Genomic DNA, 17010 nt, shown 5'->3' on the forward strand with positions numbered 1-17010 from the left:
GGCTCTTCCCATGCACATCACAGAGGCCGCCGTATGAGGGCGGCCCTCTGAGGTGTTCTACATCTCTCTTGACACCTCGCTGCGCATTTGTGCGCGGAGTGACACATACATCATTAGTGAGAGTGTTCCTCACGGTCTCTCCACTACCCCCGGCCCCTTCCGGCCGGGGGTCTCTTTTTTGCCTGCCGCCGTGCACGTTCGCACGGGCTGATTGGAGCCGTCATGTTCGATCGTTACTTCTTCGCTGCTCGTCGTACTGCTCTGGGCCTCTCCGTCGAAGCCCTGGCTGACGAAATGCTCGTCGCCGCCTCCACCATTCGCCGCTGGGAGTCCGGGGAGACCTGCCCGAGCCTGCGCATGCTCGTTCTGGTTTCCCGTCACCTGTGCACTCCGCTTCTGTCACTGATCAGCGATGAGGACACCGAGAACCGGCGCAAGGCCCAGGCTGTGGCGGATCTTCTACATGAGCAGGCCCCGGAAGCCGCCTGACAGCGGCATTAGTTAGTTCCCGTATCTAGACGACAGGAGTCCCTATGACCACTTACGCCTATCAGCAGGCTGGCACGACCACATTCATTCCGGAAATCTGGGATGCCGAGCTTCTTACCCAGTTCGACCCGCTCCTTGTGTGGGCGTCGCCGATCGTGTCCAACAGGAAGTACGAGGGCAACATCAGCAAGGCGGGTGATGTCGTCCACATCAACTCCCTGATCCGCCCCTCTGTCGGTGACTACACCGTGGCGGACGGCATGACTGCCCAGCGGCCCGAAACGGTGGATCAGAAGCTCACCATCACCCAGGCCAAGTACCTTCAGCTTTTGATCGAGGACGCCGAACAGGTACAGGTGATCGGCGATCTCAACTCCCCGATCAATCAGCAGATGATCCGGGCCCTGGCCCGGGAAGCGGACACCTTCATGGGCGGGATCATCGCTGCCGGGGCAACGGCTGTCCCGAACATCTCCGCTCCGGCCGCCAGCGCCCCGCAGGCACTCTATGGCGGCATCCTTGACCTGATGCTGTCCCTGGACGACAACGACATCCCTGGGGGCCGCTACGCGGTCGTCTCGCCGCGCGTGAAGCGGCATCTGATCGAGCATCCGGCCATTTCGAACGCCTCCGCCTACGGTGAGGGCGGTGTCACGGCAAACGGCGTCGTGGCCCGCCTGGCAGGCTTCACGCTGCTGACGACAACTGCCATGCCTGCGGGGGTGGACATCGTCGCTGGTCACTCGGAGTTCGCCACCTACGCGAGCCAGTTCACCGGCTTCCGTCAGGGACAGTCGGAGAAGTACCGGGCCGACTACATCGACACTCTTCACCTGTACGGCGGGAAGATCGTTCGCTTCCCGGAGCTGGATACCCAGCTTCCGGACAGTTCCTTTGATGAGACCAAGCCCACGAAGGGAATCGTCAAGGCTGTCGTGGACTGGTCCTGATCGAGCAGGCTGCGGGGCCTTCATCCCCGCGGCCTTGTTCTTGTCACTCCTCGTGGATGGCCGGCGCGGCTGTTTGGACGCGCACGGTCACCGAAACCAACACCCCAAAACCACACAGGCGTCCATTTTTCTATTACCGGACAGAGGGGCCCGAAAGAGTGGCCCACCTCATCGGTTCAGGGGTGCAAAGCGGTTGATTCCGCCCCCTTCAGGCGTGGTTTTTGATGGCAGGACCGCCCACGGCTCCCGGTTTAGCCGATGCGTCGAAAACTTAGAAACACGTACACGGCCGGAAGACGGCACCCCCGGTGGGTCCTGCGAGAGCGAATTAAGATATTACCCCCGCTATTTAATTCACGAGCATAATCATTTAGTTATCTGTACGTTACCGTTCTGTGATAGAGGATGGGCAGGATTGTCTCGGCACCACAGCACCGAGCAAGACGGCCGTCAGAGCAACGCTCCGGCCGCTGCCTGAGACTTACTTCCCGCATCAACGAACGAAGGATGAAGCGTCATGCGTAAGACCGTTCTTATGCCCGTTGAAAAGGTTCTGTGCGACGCTCACATTGCGCGTGATGGGTCCGAGGAAGAGGCAAGGGACACGCTGACGCTGGGAAATCACACCTGGGACCTATGCCTTGAACACTCCATCACGTTCGGCCGCTACCTGATCGACGCACTTGGTGAGCCTGATGCGGAATCGACCGAGCCTGAACCGATGCCCATCGTTGAGCCTGCCCCGGCCCCGGGAGTGGAAGCGGTGCCGGACGTGGACCGCGTCAGTCAGGCGGAGCCTGCTGTCTCCGAGCATGAGGCTGTCCAGTCCGTGATGTTGGCTGGTGAGGTGCCGGGTTACGACTGGGATACCGCGCGTGATGCCATACGGAACCTGGGTTACGAGGTGGTAGGTCGCGCTGATGACTCAACGGTGTTGCTCATCCTGGGTGAGGGTGGGGAGCGCAACGGTACGAAGCTGAGAGACGCGTCCGAGCGTGGCATCCCGTGCGTGGACGTGCGAGAGCCCGGCCGCTTCAAGTCGGCTGTTCGAGCGGGTGAGTTGGTCGGTGGTGATCCGCTTCCCGAGCCTGCCAAGGTCGGACCCAAGGTCATGTCCGAGCGTGAGCGCAACCGTGCCGTACGAGCTTGGGCACGAGAGAACGGCTACGCCGTGCCCGCCAAGGGACGCATCCCCATGAACGTGCGCCATGCGTACGAGCTGACGCACCAGGACGCGCCGGAGGGAAAAGCAACAGCGGCCTGAGTGCCGCATCCCGCCCAGTGCCGACCGTTCCGACCGGTCGGCACCCCCGGCCCCAGGATCTGAGCGCGTGGAAGAACGCCCGTGGTTACGGAGCGGGCAGCAAGCCAAGCAAACGCGCCTACAGCGCCGGAAGCTGGGTGTCCTGGACGACACCTCACGGCAGGCGCCGGACGGGCGTGGTCACCACCGACTCCTTCACCGTGTACGCGGCCAAGTACGCGGCGGAGGTGGGTTCGGGTAAGGAGTCCCGGACGCGGGCGGCTGTCGTCCCGTCCGATGGTGGCGACGCCGTTCCTCTCTGTCTCCCGAACAGCAACAACCCTGATGCCCTGGTCAAGGATGACGGCCGTTGGCGGCACGTCAGACCGGCCCACAATCAACCAGCACGTGAGGAACTGAAAGCAGCATGAGCGCTCCCGTTCTCTACGGTCCGATTGGCCGCGCGGTTCGCAAGATCGCCCCGTTCCTCGAAGCTGACGCATTGGGGGTGTACGTCGCTGCTCTGTCGATGTGGTCAGCCGCTATCGGCGGCACGGTCAAGGTGTCCTCCCGTGGCAACGCCCGTCCCGTGCTTGTGTGGTCGGCCCTGGTGGCCGGAACGGGGCGCGGGAAGGGAACCGCGCTCCGGGCCGCTCTTCACGTCCTGGACAGGTCTTTGGGCCGCTTCCTTGCCACACACACCACGTCCGGGATCACCTCCGGGGCAAGCCTCGTTTCCTACCTTTGGGATCAGCAGGAAGCGACCACCGAAACTGAGCGGGGGCGCGACGTTCGCGCCCTGGTGGTGGAAGAGGAATGGACGGAGGTGTTGAAGCGGGTCAAGCGCGATCCGTCGTTCACCACGAAACTCCGAGCGGCGTGGGACGGTACGACGCTGCGCAACACCACCAAGGAAGAGGCGCAAGAAGTTCGCGATCCGGCCATGGTGCTCCACGCTCACATCACACCGTCTGACTGGGCCAAGTACATAGGCGAGTCCGATGCTGCCGGAGGCTCGTATAACCGCATCCTGCCGTTCCTTCTCGGGTCGGTTCCGATGCTGGATGACGACCGGCTGAGCTTGCCCAAGATGGATGGCGGAGAACTTGCTGACGCCTACGGCTGGGCTACCGCCCGGCCTCGCGTGATCACACTCAGGGAGGACGCACGGCCGTTGTGGCGCATCGTCCGGCGGTACGCCCGCATCCTGGGGGAGTCCCTGCCCGAGACTCAAGCGGTGTTCATCGAACGAACGGCGGAACAGACACTCAGGGTCGCGGCTGCACTCGCCGCTTCTGAGTGCTCAGAGGCCATCACGGAAGAGGCGTTGTCGGCCGCCTTCACTCTCGTGCGCCGATCCGTCCAAGACGCGGTCCGCATCACCAAGGGAGCCAACGCCCCGAAGGTGAAGCATCAGCCGCTTAGCCTTGCCGACAAGGTCCGGGCCCGCATCGAGCTGCATGGGGGTCGCGCCACTTCATCGCAGATCCTGCCCTACGTCGGAGCGACCGCAGCAGAGGTCAAGGCACTGCCCGGAATCGTCGTCACCCAAGACCGTTCCGGAGTCGGCCGACCGGCCACCGTTTTCACACTCCGCCATGACAGTTCTTCTCACGCTGCGGCTCAGCCGGCCAGCACGGAGCGTGAGGAGAACGGGGACGCGGGCGCGCCCGCAGTTGTCCCGATCGAGCGGCCCCGCCTCCGACTGGTCGCTGACGCCCCGCCGCCCCGGCCGGTGAAGCGGTCGGCCGCTCCCGCCCCGGCCCAGAGCAACCCGTTCCGCGACCTACTCTAATAAATAAATCAGGTGCACCAGTCGGAATGGTCGACTGGTGCACCTTTTTCGCATCTTAGATAAGGGCTAGCGAGATTCGCGCACTTGCATGAGAGACGCGGGGGTCACTACTCGCGCCCGTTCGTAAAGCTCCCGAGCCGTCTGGTTCTTGAGGTGAGGGCGAATGCGGGAATGCATAATCGAAATGCTTCGGTCGCATTGGCCTGATTGTACGTGCGGGTAGATATCCACGACTTTCGCCCATGTGGAGCATGCGGCTTCGAGGTGGCCAACTTCTAGTTGCCGTTCGGCAAGCATGGAAAGATAGCGGATCCGGTTCCGACGAAATGAGCTGTGCCGCAGCTTGTCGGATTCCTCCAGTGCCGCGATCGATCCGGGAACGTCACCCAATTCGTATCGCACCTGGCCAATGTGGTACGTGAGCGATGACGGATTATATGAGCCAAACGTTTTCGATCGAGATTCGGCCTTCTCCATGGCGACCTCTGCCTCTTTGAGGTACCTACGGGCGCTATCGCGCTCTCCGAGCTGTGCCGCAGCGTGCGCCTGTTGCCCGGCAAGGAAGGCCCGCATCCTCGGCCCTGCGTTAGGAGAAGCAGCGGCAGCGGAATTTGCTAGCTTCATAGCCTCTCGGCCGTGCCCGAGATCAACCGCTTGAACGCTCATTCCCCGCAGGGTGGTGCAGTAGGTGAGGTGATCTTCTGAGGCTCCGGCAAGTTCTAGGGCTTTCACGTAATACTGCTGCGCCGCACCGTGGATACCTTCGTCAACCGCCATGTACCCCGTTAGGTAGCACAGGTCGGACGCTGCGGACATCATCGCTTTACGGACCGCTTCCGAAGCGTCGGCCCGGAGATACGGAGCCACCGTGTTCACGAGGAATGCTGCGGCCATGGGGCGCGCATGTCGACCACCGAACTGATCATCAAGGTCTGAGATTCGTTCGGTCATAGCCACGACCGTCTGGACATCGGGCATTCCGATGCGCTGCACCTGCCCGGACTGGACAGCTTCCATGCGGCCCACAACGTCCGGCCAGTTGGGCACCGTTAACGCAACAGAGAAGAGACTCGCGCCAAGGACGCTGCGACGCGAGGGATCCATGTCGTGCCTCCCCAAGTCGATCAACGCCTCCACGGTACCCGGCTCTGCGTTCGACTTGTCGGCGGGCGGGGGGAACCCTGCCTCAGCGTGCGTGATCGGTCGGCCCAGTTTCCGGGCGAGCGCTTCCAAGATCAACGGTCGTGCAGCCTCTTTCGGCATGTGCCCGTGAAGCCACTGATGAGCGGATGGTTCCCGGTACTTCTGGGGTGTTCCACGTTCGGTGCCGATGCGGTTGACCTCTTGGACGAGCTGCCGCAGCGTCCATCCGGTCTCTCGGTACAGCCGCTCCAGGCCCTCGTTGGGCTCCCGCTGGCTCACGCTGCGCTCAACTCCTCAGCAAAGGCTGGCGCTTAAAGCTCTTAAATTCTGCCGCTCACGCCACGGTACCGCGATGCGTAGCGGAGCGGTTGCCTAGAGCGAGAAAGACCCCCGCGACCGTGCGACCGGCCCGGGGGCATGGTCAACGCTATTGAGGAGCGTCAACATGAGAGAGCGTATCGCCCGGTCCATGGAGCGGTGGCTACGCAAGTTATTCCCCGCTCCCGGGCGCCATCGGACAGTCGATGCCTCGAAGCCCACACCGGCCTCAGCCGCTGTGGCCGTACCCGTCCCGGCCTGCGTGGCTACCGGTGTCGAAGACTCACCCACGCTTCAGCTCCCGCGAATCCCGACCGCAGAGCGCTTCCCCATCGCATGGGACACCGACCCCGTGCCGTTGTACGTGCTCCGGTACGAGCAGCAGCGGCAGCAGCGAGCGCTGGGAGCCTCGCGGTGAGCGCGGACACGTCTCCCACGCAGCCGCAGGAGACGCAACAGGCCCCCAAGCACCCCGCTCCCAAGGACTTGGACGCGCGTGCCGAGGAGCTGAAGGAGAAGATCGACAAGCACCTTGGACGGGGGAAGCGAGCATGACCGACCAGGACTGCAAGGGATGCCGGAAGTACACGGCGTTGCGCGACGAAGCGAAGCAGGCAGGGAACTACCGGGCGGCGGCCGACTATGAGCTGTTGCGTCGCCGACACCCGTCCCACGAAGAGCCTGGTGTGGCTGTCCGATGGGGGTTGCCTGCATGATGCAGCCGACGTCGCACAACGGCCCCAAGCGTGGCCAGGAAGCCTACGACGCAGCGACGGGACGCATCGGCGTACTACAAGACGTCTGTCACGTCGATGTACTCGCTTTCGACCACCAGATGCCGGGACCGCTCGTCGCGTTCCTCCGCCCCCAGAAGGGCGGACAGGAATGGATGACTGACTCCAAGAACGTCCAGTTCCCCGAGGAAGCGCGACCGCACCCCGACTCCAGCGATGAGTTGCCCTGACGCATCCCAGGAATCCACCCGCCGGACGGTGTTGATTCCCGTCTGTTGGGTGGGGACGCCCCCGCCCCGACCGTTCGCAACAGGAAGGGCTAGCGGCCGGGGCGGGCCAACAAGTGGGCGTCGAGGCTGAAATCACCGCGCGCAACTCCGCCGTCAATGTGTCGGCCGCTGGCTGACCGGACGCATGAAGAAGCCCCGAGGCGCGTCCACCTCGGGGCCCGACTTCTCAATAACTTGGCGTTAAATTTTTGTCTTAACCTGAATCACGAAGTAGTAAAGCGTAACCATCGTACTGAGGAATAGTCCGGCGCCTGTAAATACCCCTGCTGCCATACATAGGCAGTCCCACCATGGATGATGGGTCACCCTAGCGCCAAGTAAGGTGATTGCTGCCGCCGCAATAGACGCCAGCGTAATTAAGAAGACCTTGGATAGTGCCTTCCATCTAATGTCGTCTGCGTACGGTTGCTGCATGGTCTCTCCTCAAATCGGTACGAAGCTTGATGGAAATCATTTGATTACTCCTTGTTACTCACTGTGAATGCTCGGAAGTCACGTGTGGCTTACCAGGCGGCACGTGACTTCGCACTTTGACTCGCTTGCGGCTGATACTTATGCGCCCACATGTCAGCGCTGATCACTTCTCTGCGCCCCGGCGCAATGCGCAGCTTTATGCGAATTAGGGGCCTCGCATGGCAACCTCTCAATGATCAAGAAACGGGACCACGCTCCCCAGCGCGAGCTAGGGGGCATCGAAGGTAGCGAATGCTCCCTCGCCTACTCAGAACGCTCTTCACCTCGCCCCGGTTCCCAACGTCACCCGTTTGGGTGACTACGCGCCGTCTACCTGCGACAACGAGGAGTGCCCATGCTGCTGGCGACACTTGATGACGTTTCAGTCAGACTCGGCCGCACCTTTGGAGTAGACGAGCTGGCACGGGTCCAGGCCACAGAGCGCGAGACGATGGCAGTACGCAAGGACCAACGGCGGGCCATCGTGGACGGTCCGCACCGTCCGGCTGGGGTGCTCGGCAAGCCCATCGAAGCCATGCTCAGTCCGGACCCCGCCGACCGGCCCACGAGTGCCGAAGCCTGTAAGGAACTGAGCAGCGGGCACTGAGCCCCCTTGCTTGCCCTCCCCATCTGATCCACCCCCGGGGCGGTGGGCGGGGCTTGCTGTTGTTCAGGCAGGGTTGGTCACGTGACCAACGCATGACCAACAGCGGCCAGGAACGGGCAGAAACAGCAGGTGAGCGGAGCCAACCCTCATAGGCTCCAAAGGGGGCCGAAGAGCACATCTTCACAGGTCAGCTAACTAATGAGCTGGTGCCCGAGTGGAGAGTTCAAGTCCCCCCTCGGACACCACACAGTTCCCCACGGTCGCTGGTCGACCGTGGGGATTCGTCGTTCACCGTGCTACCGGCTCCTTCGCTGCCGGCTACTTCACCACCGGCCCGTCCGGCGGCTTGAAGGGCGGCGGCTCAGGCGGGGCAGGCGGCGGGGCCGGCGGGGTCGGCGGCGGCGGAAGAGGACCCGGAGGGAACAGGGGAGGCGGCGTGGCGGCGGCTCCCAGGCAGGTGGGGGCGAAGTTGTCCACGATGTACGTCCACGCCTGCTTGGCCTCGGCGAGGGTGAAGTCGGGCTCGCCGCTCCGATAGGGGCTCCAGAACAGGGTGCGCCAAATGGCACCGTGGGCGGTCGGGGACTTCTCCTTCGCCGAGAACATGATCCGGTCCACGCCGTCGGTGTGGCAGAGGCCGACATAGTGGCCGAGCTCGTGGACCACCACGTACTTCCAGATGGAGTCGGGAAAGTTGTCGGTGAAGGTCACGCCCGAGGTGTCATCCAACGGGTTCTGCTCGCAGACCCTCGGTCCGAAGACACTGGTCAAGCCGTGCAGGTCGAACGCCGTGTACCGAAAGATGCCGACGACGACGGGATGGCAGAGTTCGAACCGTGCGGCGACCGGGTTATTGGGCATCAGGCTCTTGCGTGTGCGGCCGATCACCTCGGTGAGAAATTCGTCTTGTGCCTTTGTCGTGGTGTGGTCGGGGCGTGTGAGGGTGACGTCGCCGAGCTGGACGATGTGCTCCGGCTTGGTTATCGGCACGGTGGCTTTGTCGAAGCTGAACTTCAGCCATAGCTCGCGCCCCTTCTCCGCCGCCGTGGTGAGTTTGGTGTCCAGGTCGTCCTCGCTCATGGGGAAGACCAGAAAGGCCGGTCCGCGCTCACCGCGAGAGGTGATGTATTCCTCCAGCTCGTCCTCGGTGAGCGGGTTCTCGAACTTCCCGCCGCCGCCGCCTCCGGCGATCACATCCTCCTTTTTCTGGGTCGTGTAGCGCTTGCGGTAGAAGAAGGGCTGAGGGAAGGTGAAGCCGCACAGCTCGCCCAGATCAATTTGGCCCGACTCCTGGAGCGCTATCAGGTTGGGCACCTTGGGGTCGGTTTCCGAGGACGCCTGCGAGTCGATGACGGTGCGGTACGCGGTGCCGTGCAGCTGGAGGCGGAAAGGCCCGTGATCGAGGTTGATGGCCGCCTTGATCTGGTCGAGGGTTTCGCCCGAGTATTTCCGCTCCAGCAGTCCACGGACGTGGGCTCGTATCGCATTGTCGTTGGCCTCGTCGATGAAGTACGCGACGATTTCGCCGCCGAGGGCGATGCGGCCGAACCGCATGACACCCAGCGTGAGCCCGAGGCCGAAACGGACGAACCCATCCGTGACGCGGCGAAAGTCCGCGGTGAACGTCCCCCAGAAGATGTCCCAGCCGCCGCTGGCGAGATCCCTGCCGGAATCAACGGCGACCTGGACCACCTTGCAGACCAGCCGTGTCACCAACTTTCCCACCGTGACCAGGACGACCCTGACGACCTTCACCAACACGGTGACGAACCAGCAGACCCAGCCTCGCGGGTCGTACCACGGGTAGTCCTTGCACTTCTTCTCGTTGTGCGACTCCCACACCTCGACGGGCTTCGAGACTTTCTCCTCGACCCATTCCTGCACTTGGCTGCAGACGACGGCCATGGTGGTTCCTCCCTTGTCTCACACACCAGCCGGCCGGGCTGGGCAAGGGATCGTTAGAGTTCATGGCGCACGGACGGTCGGCCTCGACCGGCCGATGCGCAGCAACAGGGAGCGCAGCCGGTGGCGACTCCAGGCCAGGCCCAGCAGCTTGCCGACGGCGCCCCCCGCGACACCGGCGAGCAAGGCGAACCCCACCCACGGCCAGGACCAGCCCCCGACGGCGAGCTGGTGCCCCAGCACCACGCCCACCGTCACCACGAAGCCCGCCATCCCGGCAGGGCAGCCGCAGTCGTTGAACAGCCGCCGGATCGACGCGGCCGACCGGCGCTGCTCGTCGGCGTCGAGCCAGGGAACGAGCACGACGACCTCGTGGACGGATGGGCGGCCCAGCCAGGAGGCAAGCGCCGTGGCGTGCTCCAGGTCCTCCGGCCACTCCAGGTTCAGGCGCATGATGTGTGACTCACGGCCCTCAAAAAACAATCGGCTTACTCATAATTGACGCTATCTCCGTCACCCACTGATCGCATCCGGCAGGCCCGGCCGCTGTCAGGAACGCCTTGAGCTGAGGCGGCGCCGTCCGGCGGTCGCGGTGAGGGCCGCCGTGGCGGCCCCGGCGATTCCCGCGGCCGCGGCGGTGGCCCAGCGAGCCGTGGGGGAGGGCGGGGTGGGGCGTTCGGCCAGGCGTTCGGGGTGGTCGGTGGGGAGGGGGCCGTCCAGGGCCAGGGCCAGGGCCAGGGCTTCGGCCAGGTGGAGGGCCCGGCGGCCGGTGTCGCCCTGCTCGATCTGGGTGCGGCAGCTGAAGCCGTCCGCGAGGAGCAGGCTGCCGGGGGCGGCGGCGCGGACGGCGGGCAGGACGCCCTGTTCGGCGATGGCCATGGAGATCTCGTGGTGGCCGCGTTCGAAGCCGAAGTTTCCGGCGAGGCCGCAGCAGCCCTCGTCGAGGACGTCGGCGACGAGATGGGCGCGGCGCATCAGCTCGCGGTCGGGGTCGTCCTTCATGACGGCGTGCTGGTGGCAGTGGGTCTGGATGACGGCCTGCCGGGTGAGGGCGGGCGGCTGCCAGCCGTCGGGGGCGTGGTGGACGAGGTGTTCGGCGAAGGTGCGGAACTGGGCGGTCAGCCGCCGCATGTCCTGGTCGACGGGCATCAGTTCGGGGGCGTCGGCGCGGAACACGGCGGTGCAGGAGGGTTCGAGGCCGATGACGGGGGTGCCCGCTTCGATGTAGGGCCGCAGGGTCCGGAGCGTGCGGCGCAGCACCTTCTTCGCGGTGGCCAGCTGGCCGGTGGAGATCCAGGTCAGGCCGCAGCAGACCGGGGTGGTCGGTACGGCGACGCGGAAGCCCGCGTCTTCCAGGACGCGCACGGCCGAGGTGGCGACCGAGGGGTGGAAGTAGGTGCTGAAGGTGTCCGGCCAGAGCACCACGGTGCGTGGGTCGGCCGGGTCCGGCTCTCCGTCGGGGCCGGCGGGGCGGGCGCGCCACCACTGGAGGAAGGACTGCCGGGCGAACAGGGGCGCCGGGCGGGCGCCGTCCACTCCGGCCAGCCGTTTGCCGAGGCGGGCCAGGCCCGGCGCCTGGGTCGCCGCGTCGACCAGGGGCGGTGCGATACGGGACAGCCGGGCCCACAGCGGGAGCCAGCCCATGGAGTAGTGCGCGGCGGGGCGCGGGCGGCCCGCGTAGTGGTGGGCGAGGAATTCGGCCTTGTACGTCGCCATGTCGACACCGGTCGGGCAGTCCGACTTGCAGCCCTTGCACGCCAGGCACAGGTCGAGGGCGTCGCGGACCTCGGTGGAGCGCCAGCCGTCGGTGATGGCGGAGTCCGGGTGGCCGTCGAGCATTTCGAACAGCAGCCGCGCCCGGCCGCGCGTGGAGTGTTCCTCCTCCTGGGTGGCCCGGTACGACGGGCACATCACACCGCCGTGGTGGCCACGGCAGTTGCCGATGCCGACGCAGCGCATGACGGCGCGGGTGAAGGAGTGTTCGTCGTCGGGGTAGCCGAACTCGGTGGCGGGGGTGGACGGTCGCCACCCCGGGCCCAGTCGCAGCTGGCCGTCGACCGGGTTCGGGTCGGTGACCTTGCCGGGGTTCATCCGGTTGTCCGGGTCGAACAGCGCCTTGACCTCGCCGAACGCGGTCACCAGGCGCTCGCCGAACATGCGGGTCAGCAGCTCGCCCCGGGCCTGCCCGTCCCCGTGTTCGCCGGAGAGGGAGCCGCCGTAGGAGGTCACCAGGTCGGCGGCGCGTTCCAGGAAGCGGCGGAAGTCGGTCACGCCGTCGGCGGTCTTCAGCCCGAAGGGGATACGGGTGTGCACACAGCCCTGCCCGAAGTGCCCGTACAGGGAGGGGTGGTCGTAGCCGAACTCCCCGAACAGCTCCTTCAGATCGCGGAGGTAGTCGCCCAGGCGCTCGGGCGGGACGGCGGAGTCCTCCCAGCCCTCCCACGTCTCGCGGTCGTCCGGCGGGCGCGCGGTCACGCCGAGGCCCGCCTCCCGGGCCCTGAGCATGCGCTCCTCGCGCTGGGGGTTGTCGGAGAAGGCCACGGTGGTGTCCTTCTCGTCCCGCCCGACCGCGTGCAGCAGCGCGTACGCCTGCTCGTCGACGCCCTTCTCGCTGTCCCCGCTGAACTGCACCAACAGCCAGCTGTCCCCCTCGGGAAGGGAGTTGAGGGATTCGAGGTACGCGTGCTCCTCGCGCATCAGCTGGGCCATCCGCCCGTCCAGCGCCTCCAGCGCGCTGGGCGCGCAGTGTTCCAGCAGCCGGGGCACATCGTCGGCGGCGGCGCAGATGTCGTCGTAGCCGAGCACCAGCAGCGACTGGTACCGCGGTACGGGCACCAGGTCCACCTCCGCGCGCACCACCGTGACCAGCGTGCCCTCGCTGCCCACCAGGGCGCGGGCCAGGTCGAACCCGTTCTCCGGCAGCAGCGAGTCCAGGTTGTAGCCGGAGACGCGGCGCGGGATCTTCGGGTAGCCGCGCCGGATGTCCGCGAGGTATGCGGTGGCGATGCGGTCCAGCCCGTCGTAGATCTCGGCCCGGCGGCCGCCCTCCGCCGCGATCCGCGCCCGTTCGGCCTGGGACGTGGGCCCGACCCACATGCGGACGCCGTCGTAGGTGAGGATTTCCAGGCGGCGCACGTTGTCCACGGTCTTGCCGTACGCCTGGGCCGAGGCCCCGCACGAGTTGTTGCCGATCATGCCGCCCAGGGCGCAGTGGCTGTGCGTGGACGGCTTGGGGCCGAACTGCAGGTGGTGGTCGGCGAGTTGGCGGTTCAGCTCGTCCAGGACGATCCCGGGTTCCACCACACAGGTGCGCGCGTCGGGGTCGACCGAGACCAGGGCGTCGCAGTACTTGCTCCAGTCGATGACCACCGCGGTGTTCGTGGTCTGCCCGGCGAGGCTGGTGCCCCCGCCCCGCGACAGGACGGGCGCGCCGAGGCGGGCGCACACCCCCACGGCCCGCGCGCCGTCCTCCACGCTGCGGGGGACGACGACGCCGATGGGCACCTGGCGGTAATTGGACCCGTCGGTGGCGTACGCACCCCGGCTGCCCGCGTCGAACCGGACCTCGCCGTCCAGCTCGTCACGCAGCGCCTGCTCCAGCTCGTCGGCGTTCACCGATACCTGAGCCACGACACCCTCCTCGGTAGCGGTCGCGCGGCACGCAGCACTCGCAAGGGGTAGCCCACGGGCGGGGTGGGTAAACCTCGTGGCCATCCGTGCGGAGCCAGGGCGAGGACGACGAGGACGGCAAGCACGCCGGCCGGTGAACGAAGCCCGCTGACGACAGATCCTGACGACAGGCCCTGACGACAGGCCGCGCGGCCCGGGCCGATGGGGCCTCGGGCCGCGCGGGGCTGCGGGCGCACGTCGGCTCAGCTGCCGATGCGCTTCTTCAGCAGGTGTTTGCCCAGCTCGGCGCCCTTGCGGCCCTCTTCCCCGCGGTTGAGATGGTGGCGGCGTCGCACCCGCCGACGGCACAGCGCCGGGTGCCCCTGAACGCCGCGCTGATTCGTCACGATTCCCAGAATCGGGTGAGAACGCGGGCGCCACGGCCGGGGTCCTGCGTCATCCACCAGTGGCCGAGCCCGTCGAGCGCCGCGACCTCGGCACCGGCCCGGCGTGCGGCGCGGCGCCGCTGCTCGAGCGTTCCCACCGCGTGGTCCTCGGTGGCGAGCAACGCGAGTCCCGGCCGTTGCGACGCGCGTTCGAGGCCCCGGCCCAGCTCGGCCATCACCGGTTGCGCGGCCGAGGTGTAGAGCGCGACCACGGCCCGGCCCATCGCCTCGTCCTGGCCCCGGGCGACCTGTTCGGCCACCGCCTCGTTCATTCCCCGCGCGACGAGTGTCGCGACCCGTTCGCCGACGGGTGCGCCGAAGCGTGCGGCCACATCGGCTTCTCCGGCTCCCGGCGTCTGCCACCGCTGGGCCAGCTCATGCCAGACGTAGTCGGGTTCGAAGACCCCGACGGTGTCGCTGACCCAGGTGCGCACAAGGTCCGGGCGGCTCATCACCGCGTTCAGGACATGCCCGCCACCCCAGTCGTGTCCCACCAGGTCAACGGGGTCCGGGAAGCGGGTCAGCTCGCCGATCAGCCAGTCGCGGTAGTCGCCGACGGTCGCGCCGAACCCGGCCGGCAGGGGTGCGCCGAACCCGGGCGGGGACAGGCACACCACACCGGCCCGTGCGGTACCGACGCGCTCCAGTTCGGAGAGCAGCGGGTCCCAGACCGCCGCCGTTTCGGGGTTGCCGTGCACGAAGACGATGGTCATCAGGCCACTCCGGTCAGCGGTACGGTCGGCTGCGGGACCGGTTCGAACGCCGGCCCGTCCTCGGTAACCAGCGCGCGGCCGCCGTCTCTGTCCAGGGCGCGTTCGTCAATCTCGATCATCAGAAGCCTCCGGTCGGCCGACAGTCGGTCGCAGTCGGTCGACGCCGTGATCCTGGCCTACTTGTTGGTCGATTAACAAGTTTGTTGTACGTTTCCTTCCATGACCACCGCCACCCGCCCGCCGCCGTTGTTTTCCCGCCGGGCGGCTGAGCACTCGTCGCGCATGGATCACACGGAGGCTCCCGTTCTGGAGGCGCTGGCCCGGTATCACGAGCGGGGGTTCCTCCCCTTCACCCCGCCCGGGCACAAGCAGGGCCGGGGCACCGACCCGACCCCAGCCTGCGCACCGTCCGCGTCCCGGTCGAGGGAACCAGCGCCGACTAAGACGTCGTTCCCTTCGGTGCCTGTGGGATGTTGAGCCGTTTCATGACGGATTTGGTAGCGCTTCACCTCGGTTGGCGGCACCACCCGCCGGAACAGCGCCCACAGCTCATCCGGCACCAACCGCTGGCGCAAGGCCGAGCACTTCCTCGCGTTCGCCGGCATCGCCGCAGGTCTCATCGGCTACCGAAGACTCGCTGCATTCCGAGCACCACGAGCCAGCCGTGCGGACCGCCCGCGTCACCCTTCGGTGGCAGCCCGTGCGACCGCTTCCGCGAGAACGGTCGCAACCTCGTCGGGGTGGGACAGATGCGGTGAGTGCCCTGAGGGGACGCGCAGGCTGTGGGCGGCTTGCGCAGCCCACTGCTCCTGGACGGCGGGCGGAAGGGCCGGGTCCTCGGTGGCGACGACGTACGTCGCGGGAAGATCGCTCGGCGCGGCGGCCAGTTTCTCGGTGAAGGCGCGCATACCTTGCCAGTTGAGGCGCTTGACGGCCTCGGCGGCCACGACCGGGTCGACCCCGCTGAAGATGGACTCCTCCGCGTCTCCCGCCTTGACGGCCAGGCCGTCGGGAGAGTGGAGCCAGGTGGGCGGGAAGTCACCGCCCATCCACTCGATCATCGAGGTGCCGGGTTCCAGGGCGAAGGCGGCGATGTAGACGAGTTCGGTGACCTGGTCCGCTTCGGCGGCGGCCCAGGTGGCGGGGACACCGCCGTAGGAGTGGGCGGCGAGCACAACTGGTCCGTCGGCTGCCGCGACGGCGGCGCGGACCACCTCGACGTCCTCGGTCAGCCCCTGGGTGGCCGCGCTGTCGGGGTTGCTGCTGGGCAGTTGCACGGCGCGGGAGGCGATGCCGCGGGCGGTGAGCCGCTCGCGCAGCGGGTCGAAGATCCACGGAGTGTGCATCGCTCCGTGCACGAACACGACGGTGGGAGTCATCAGGTGCGTCCTCACGTTCGGGAAGGTCGGTCGGTCATGGCATCGCGGACGAGCTCGGTGTCCGCGAATTGTTCACAGCGGACGATCAGTCCGCCGCGCTCCGGGCAGCGCTTGACCAGCGCCTCGGTCAGGGACGGCCCGTCGGCCGCCCGGCCCAGCTCCTCCTCGAAGGCGGGCAGGTGTTCCCCCTCGCCCGTGACGGTCTTGTTCCTGCTGCCTGCTGGAAAGTCCAGGTCGAGGACGTTGAAGGACAGCGTGATCATGACGGCCTCGAGGGTTCGGGGATGAGACGAGGGTCAGGAGGTGCGGGAGGCGACGTGGACCGCAAGGCGGCGTTCCACGTCGTCGGGGGTGGCGTGACCGCGGGCCAGGACCGTTTTCGTGTGGCCGTCGACGGCGAGGAGGGTGGGGAAGGCGTTGACGCCGAGATCGGCGGCCTGGTGGAAGTCGGCCTCCGCCGCTGCTGGTGCCTCGGCTCCTTCGAAGGCGGCGACCACGGCATCGGCGTCCAGCCCGGCCTCCGCGGCGACCGTCCGATAGGTCGCAGCGTCAGAGAGGCTGAGACCATCGGCGTAGAAGGCGCGCTGCAGCGCGGTGGCCAGTTCCAGCGCACGGTCGGGAGCGGCCCGGCGCAGAGCGACCACTCCACGCGCGGCGGCCTCGGAGTCCATCACGAACGAGCCGTCGGCGATCAGCCGCGCGTACGCCGGGCCGAACTCGGCGCCGGTCAGCTCGGTGATCTTGGCATTCGCGCCCTCGACGTAACCGAACTCGCGGATCGGTACGCGGCGCGATCCGGTGAACAGGCCGCCGGATACGACCTCGACCGGCAGTTCGGGATGCCGGAAGGCGATTTCGCGCAGCGTGCCGGAGAACCCGTGCGACCAGCCGCAATAGGCGTCGAAGACATAGACAAGTTTCACCGGAAACCTCAACAGG

15 protein-coding genes and 1 pseudogene are annotated in these 17010 nt (G+C 66.6%); 7 read left to right on the top strand and 9 right to left on the bottom strand.

Annotated features, from left to right (window positions below; all coding sequences use genetic code 11):
- Positions 1 to 222 precede the first annotated feature (222 nt).
- From ABZ562_RS22050 to ABZ562_RS22065, 4 genes are all read left to right on the top strand, one after another.
- Positions 223 to 489: a helix-turn-helix transcriptional regulator gene (locus ABZ562_RS22050; RefSeq protein ID WP_361482235.1), complete on the top strand. Its 267-nt coding sequence runs from the start codon at positions 223 to 225 to the stop codon at positions 487 to 489.
- 44 nt (positions 490 to 533) lie between these two features.
- Positions 534 to 1439, top strand: coding sequence for a hypothetical protein (locus ABZ562_RS22055; RefSeq protein WP_361482238.1), 906 nt, complete (start codon positions 534 to 536; stop codon positions 1437 to 1439).
- Between the two features lie 517 nt (positions 1440 to 1956).
- Positions 1957 to 2703, top strand: coding sequence for a histone-like nucleoid-structuring protein Lsr2 (locus ABZ562_RS22060; RefSeq protein ID WP_361482241.1), 747 nt, complete (start codon positions 1957 to 1959; stop codon positions 2701 to 2703).
- Positions 2704 to 3109: 406 nt separating this feature from the next.
- Positions 3110 to 4477 carry a DUF3987 domain-containing protein gene (locus ABZ562_RS22065; RefSeq protein ID WP_361482244.1) on the top strand — a complete coding sequence of 456 codons (1368 nt, stop codon included), beginning with the start codon at positions 3110 to 3112 and terminating at the stop codon, positions 4475 to 4477.
- 66 nt (positions 4478 to 4543) lie between these two features.
- Here ABZ562_RS22065 and ABZ562_RS22070 read toward each other — a convergent pair whose 3' ends face one another.
- Positions 4544 to 5899 (bottom strand): tetratricopeptide repeat protein, encoded by a 1356-nt coding sequence (locus tag ABZ562_RS22070; protein WP_361482247.1) that lies wholly within the window; start codon positions 5897 to 5899, stop codon positions 4544 to 4546.
- Between the two features lie 751 nt (positions 5900 to 6650).
- On the opposite strand from ABZ562_RS22070, the gene ABZ562_RS22075 reads away from it, so the two are divergent.
- Together ABZ562_RS22075 and ABZ562_RS22080 are read left to right on the top strand one after the other, a co-directional pair.
- Positions 6651 to 6902: a hypothetical protein gene (locus tag ABZ562_RS22075; protein WP_361482250.1), complete on the top strand. Its 252-nt coding sequence runs from the start codon at positions 6651 to 6653 to the stop codon at positions 6900 to 6902.
- 868 nt (positions 6903 to 7770) lie between these two features.
- Positions 7771 to 8022, top strand: a complete 252-nt coding sequence (locus ABZ562_RS22080; RefSeq protein ID WP_361482253.1) for a hypothetical protein — start codon at positions 7771 to 7773, stop codon at positions 8020 to 8022.
- A gap of 318 nt (positions 8023 to 8340) precedes the next feature.
- Here the strand turns inward: ABZ562_RS22080 and ABZ562_RS22085 are convergent, their stop codons facing one another.
- From ABZ562_RS22085 to ABZ562_RS22105, 5 genes are all read right to left on the bottom strand, one after another.
- Positions 8341 to 9927, bottom strand: a complete 1587-nt coding sequence (locus ABZ562_RS22085; RefSeq protein ID WP_361482256.1) for a hypothetical protein — start codon at positions 9925 to 9927, stop codon at positions 8341 to 8343.
- A 60-nt stretch (positions 9928 to 9987) separates the two neighbouring features.
- A complete protein-coding gene (locus tag ABZ562_RS22090; RefSeq protein ID WP_361482259.1) occupies positions 9988 to 10377 on the bottom strand; it encodes a hypothetical protein in 390 nt (129 codons plus the stop codon).
- 96 nt (positions 10378 to 10473) lie between these two features.
- On the bottom strand, positions 10474 to 13554 hold the full coding sequence (locus ABZ562_RS22095) for an FAD-linked oxidase C-terminal domain-containing protein (protein WP_361482262.1): 3081 nt from the start codon (positions 13552 to 13554) through the stop codon (positions 10474 to 10476).
- A gap of 242 nt (positions 13555 to 13796) precedes the next feature.
- Entirely contained in the window at positions 13797 to 13940 is a 144-nt protein-coding gene (locus ABZ562_RS22100) for a hypothetical protein (RefSeq protein ID WP_361482265.1), read from the bottom strand.
- On the bottom strand, positions 13937 to 14692 hold the full coding sequence (locus ABZ562_RS22105; protein WP_361482268.1) for an alpha/beta fold hydrolase: 756 nt from the start codon (positions 14690 to 14692) through the stop codon (positions 13937 to 13939). Before ABZ562_RS22105 ends, ABZ562_RS22100 begins: the two co-directional genes overlap by 4 nt.
- A gap of 282 nt (positions 14693 to 14974) precedes the next feature.
- On the opposite strand from ABZ562_RS22105, the pseudogene ABZ562_RS22110 reads away from it, so the two are divergent.
- Positions 14975 to 15082 (top strand): annotated as a pseudogene (locus tag ABZ562_RS22110) (amino acid decarboxylase); the annotation flags it as partial.
- A 290-nt stretch (positions 15083 to 15372) separates the two neighbouring features.
- Here ABZ562_RS22110 and ABZ562_RS22115 read toward each other — a convergent pair.
- Genes ABZ562_RS22115 through ABZ562_RS22125 form a run of 3 tightly spaced genes read right to left on the bottom strand, consistent with a single transcriptional unit; the run spans position 15373 to position 16994 of the window.
- Positions 15373 to 16071 carry an alpha/beta hydrolase gene (locus ABZ562_RS22115; protein WP_361482271.1) on the bottom strand — a complete coding sequence of 233 codons (699 nt, stop codon included), beginning with the start codon at positions 16069 to 16071 and terminating at the stop codon, positions 15373 to 15375.
- Between the two features lie 11 nt (positions 16072 to 16082).
- Positions 16083 to 16334, bottom strand: coding sequence for a hypothetical protein (locus tag ABZ562_RS22120; RefSeq protein WP_361482274.1), 252 nt, complete (start codon positions 16332 to 16334; stop codon positions 16083 to 16085).
- Between the two features lie 33 nt (positions 16335 to 16367).
- A complete protein-coding gene (locus ABZ562_RS22125; protein ID WP_361482277.1) occupies positions 16368 to 16994 on the bottom strand; it encodes a DsbA family protein in 627 nt (208 codons plus the stop codon).
- Positions 16995 to 17010: the final 16 nt, after the last annotated feature.

The organism is Streptomyces sp. NPDC019937 (assembly GCF_040631655.1).
In the GTDB taxonomy this organism is placed as follows: domain Bacteria; phylum Actinomycetota; class Actinomycetes; order Streptomycetales; family Streptomycetaceae; genus Streptomyces.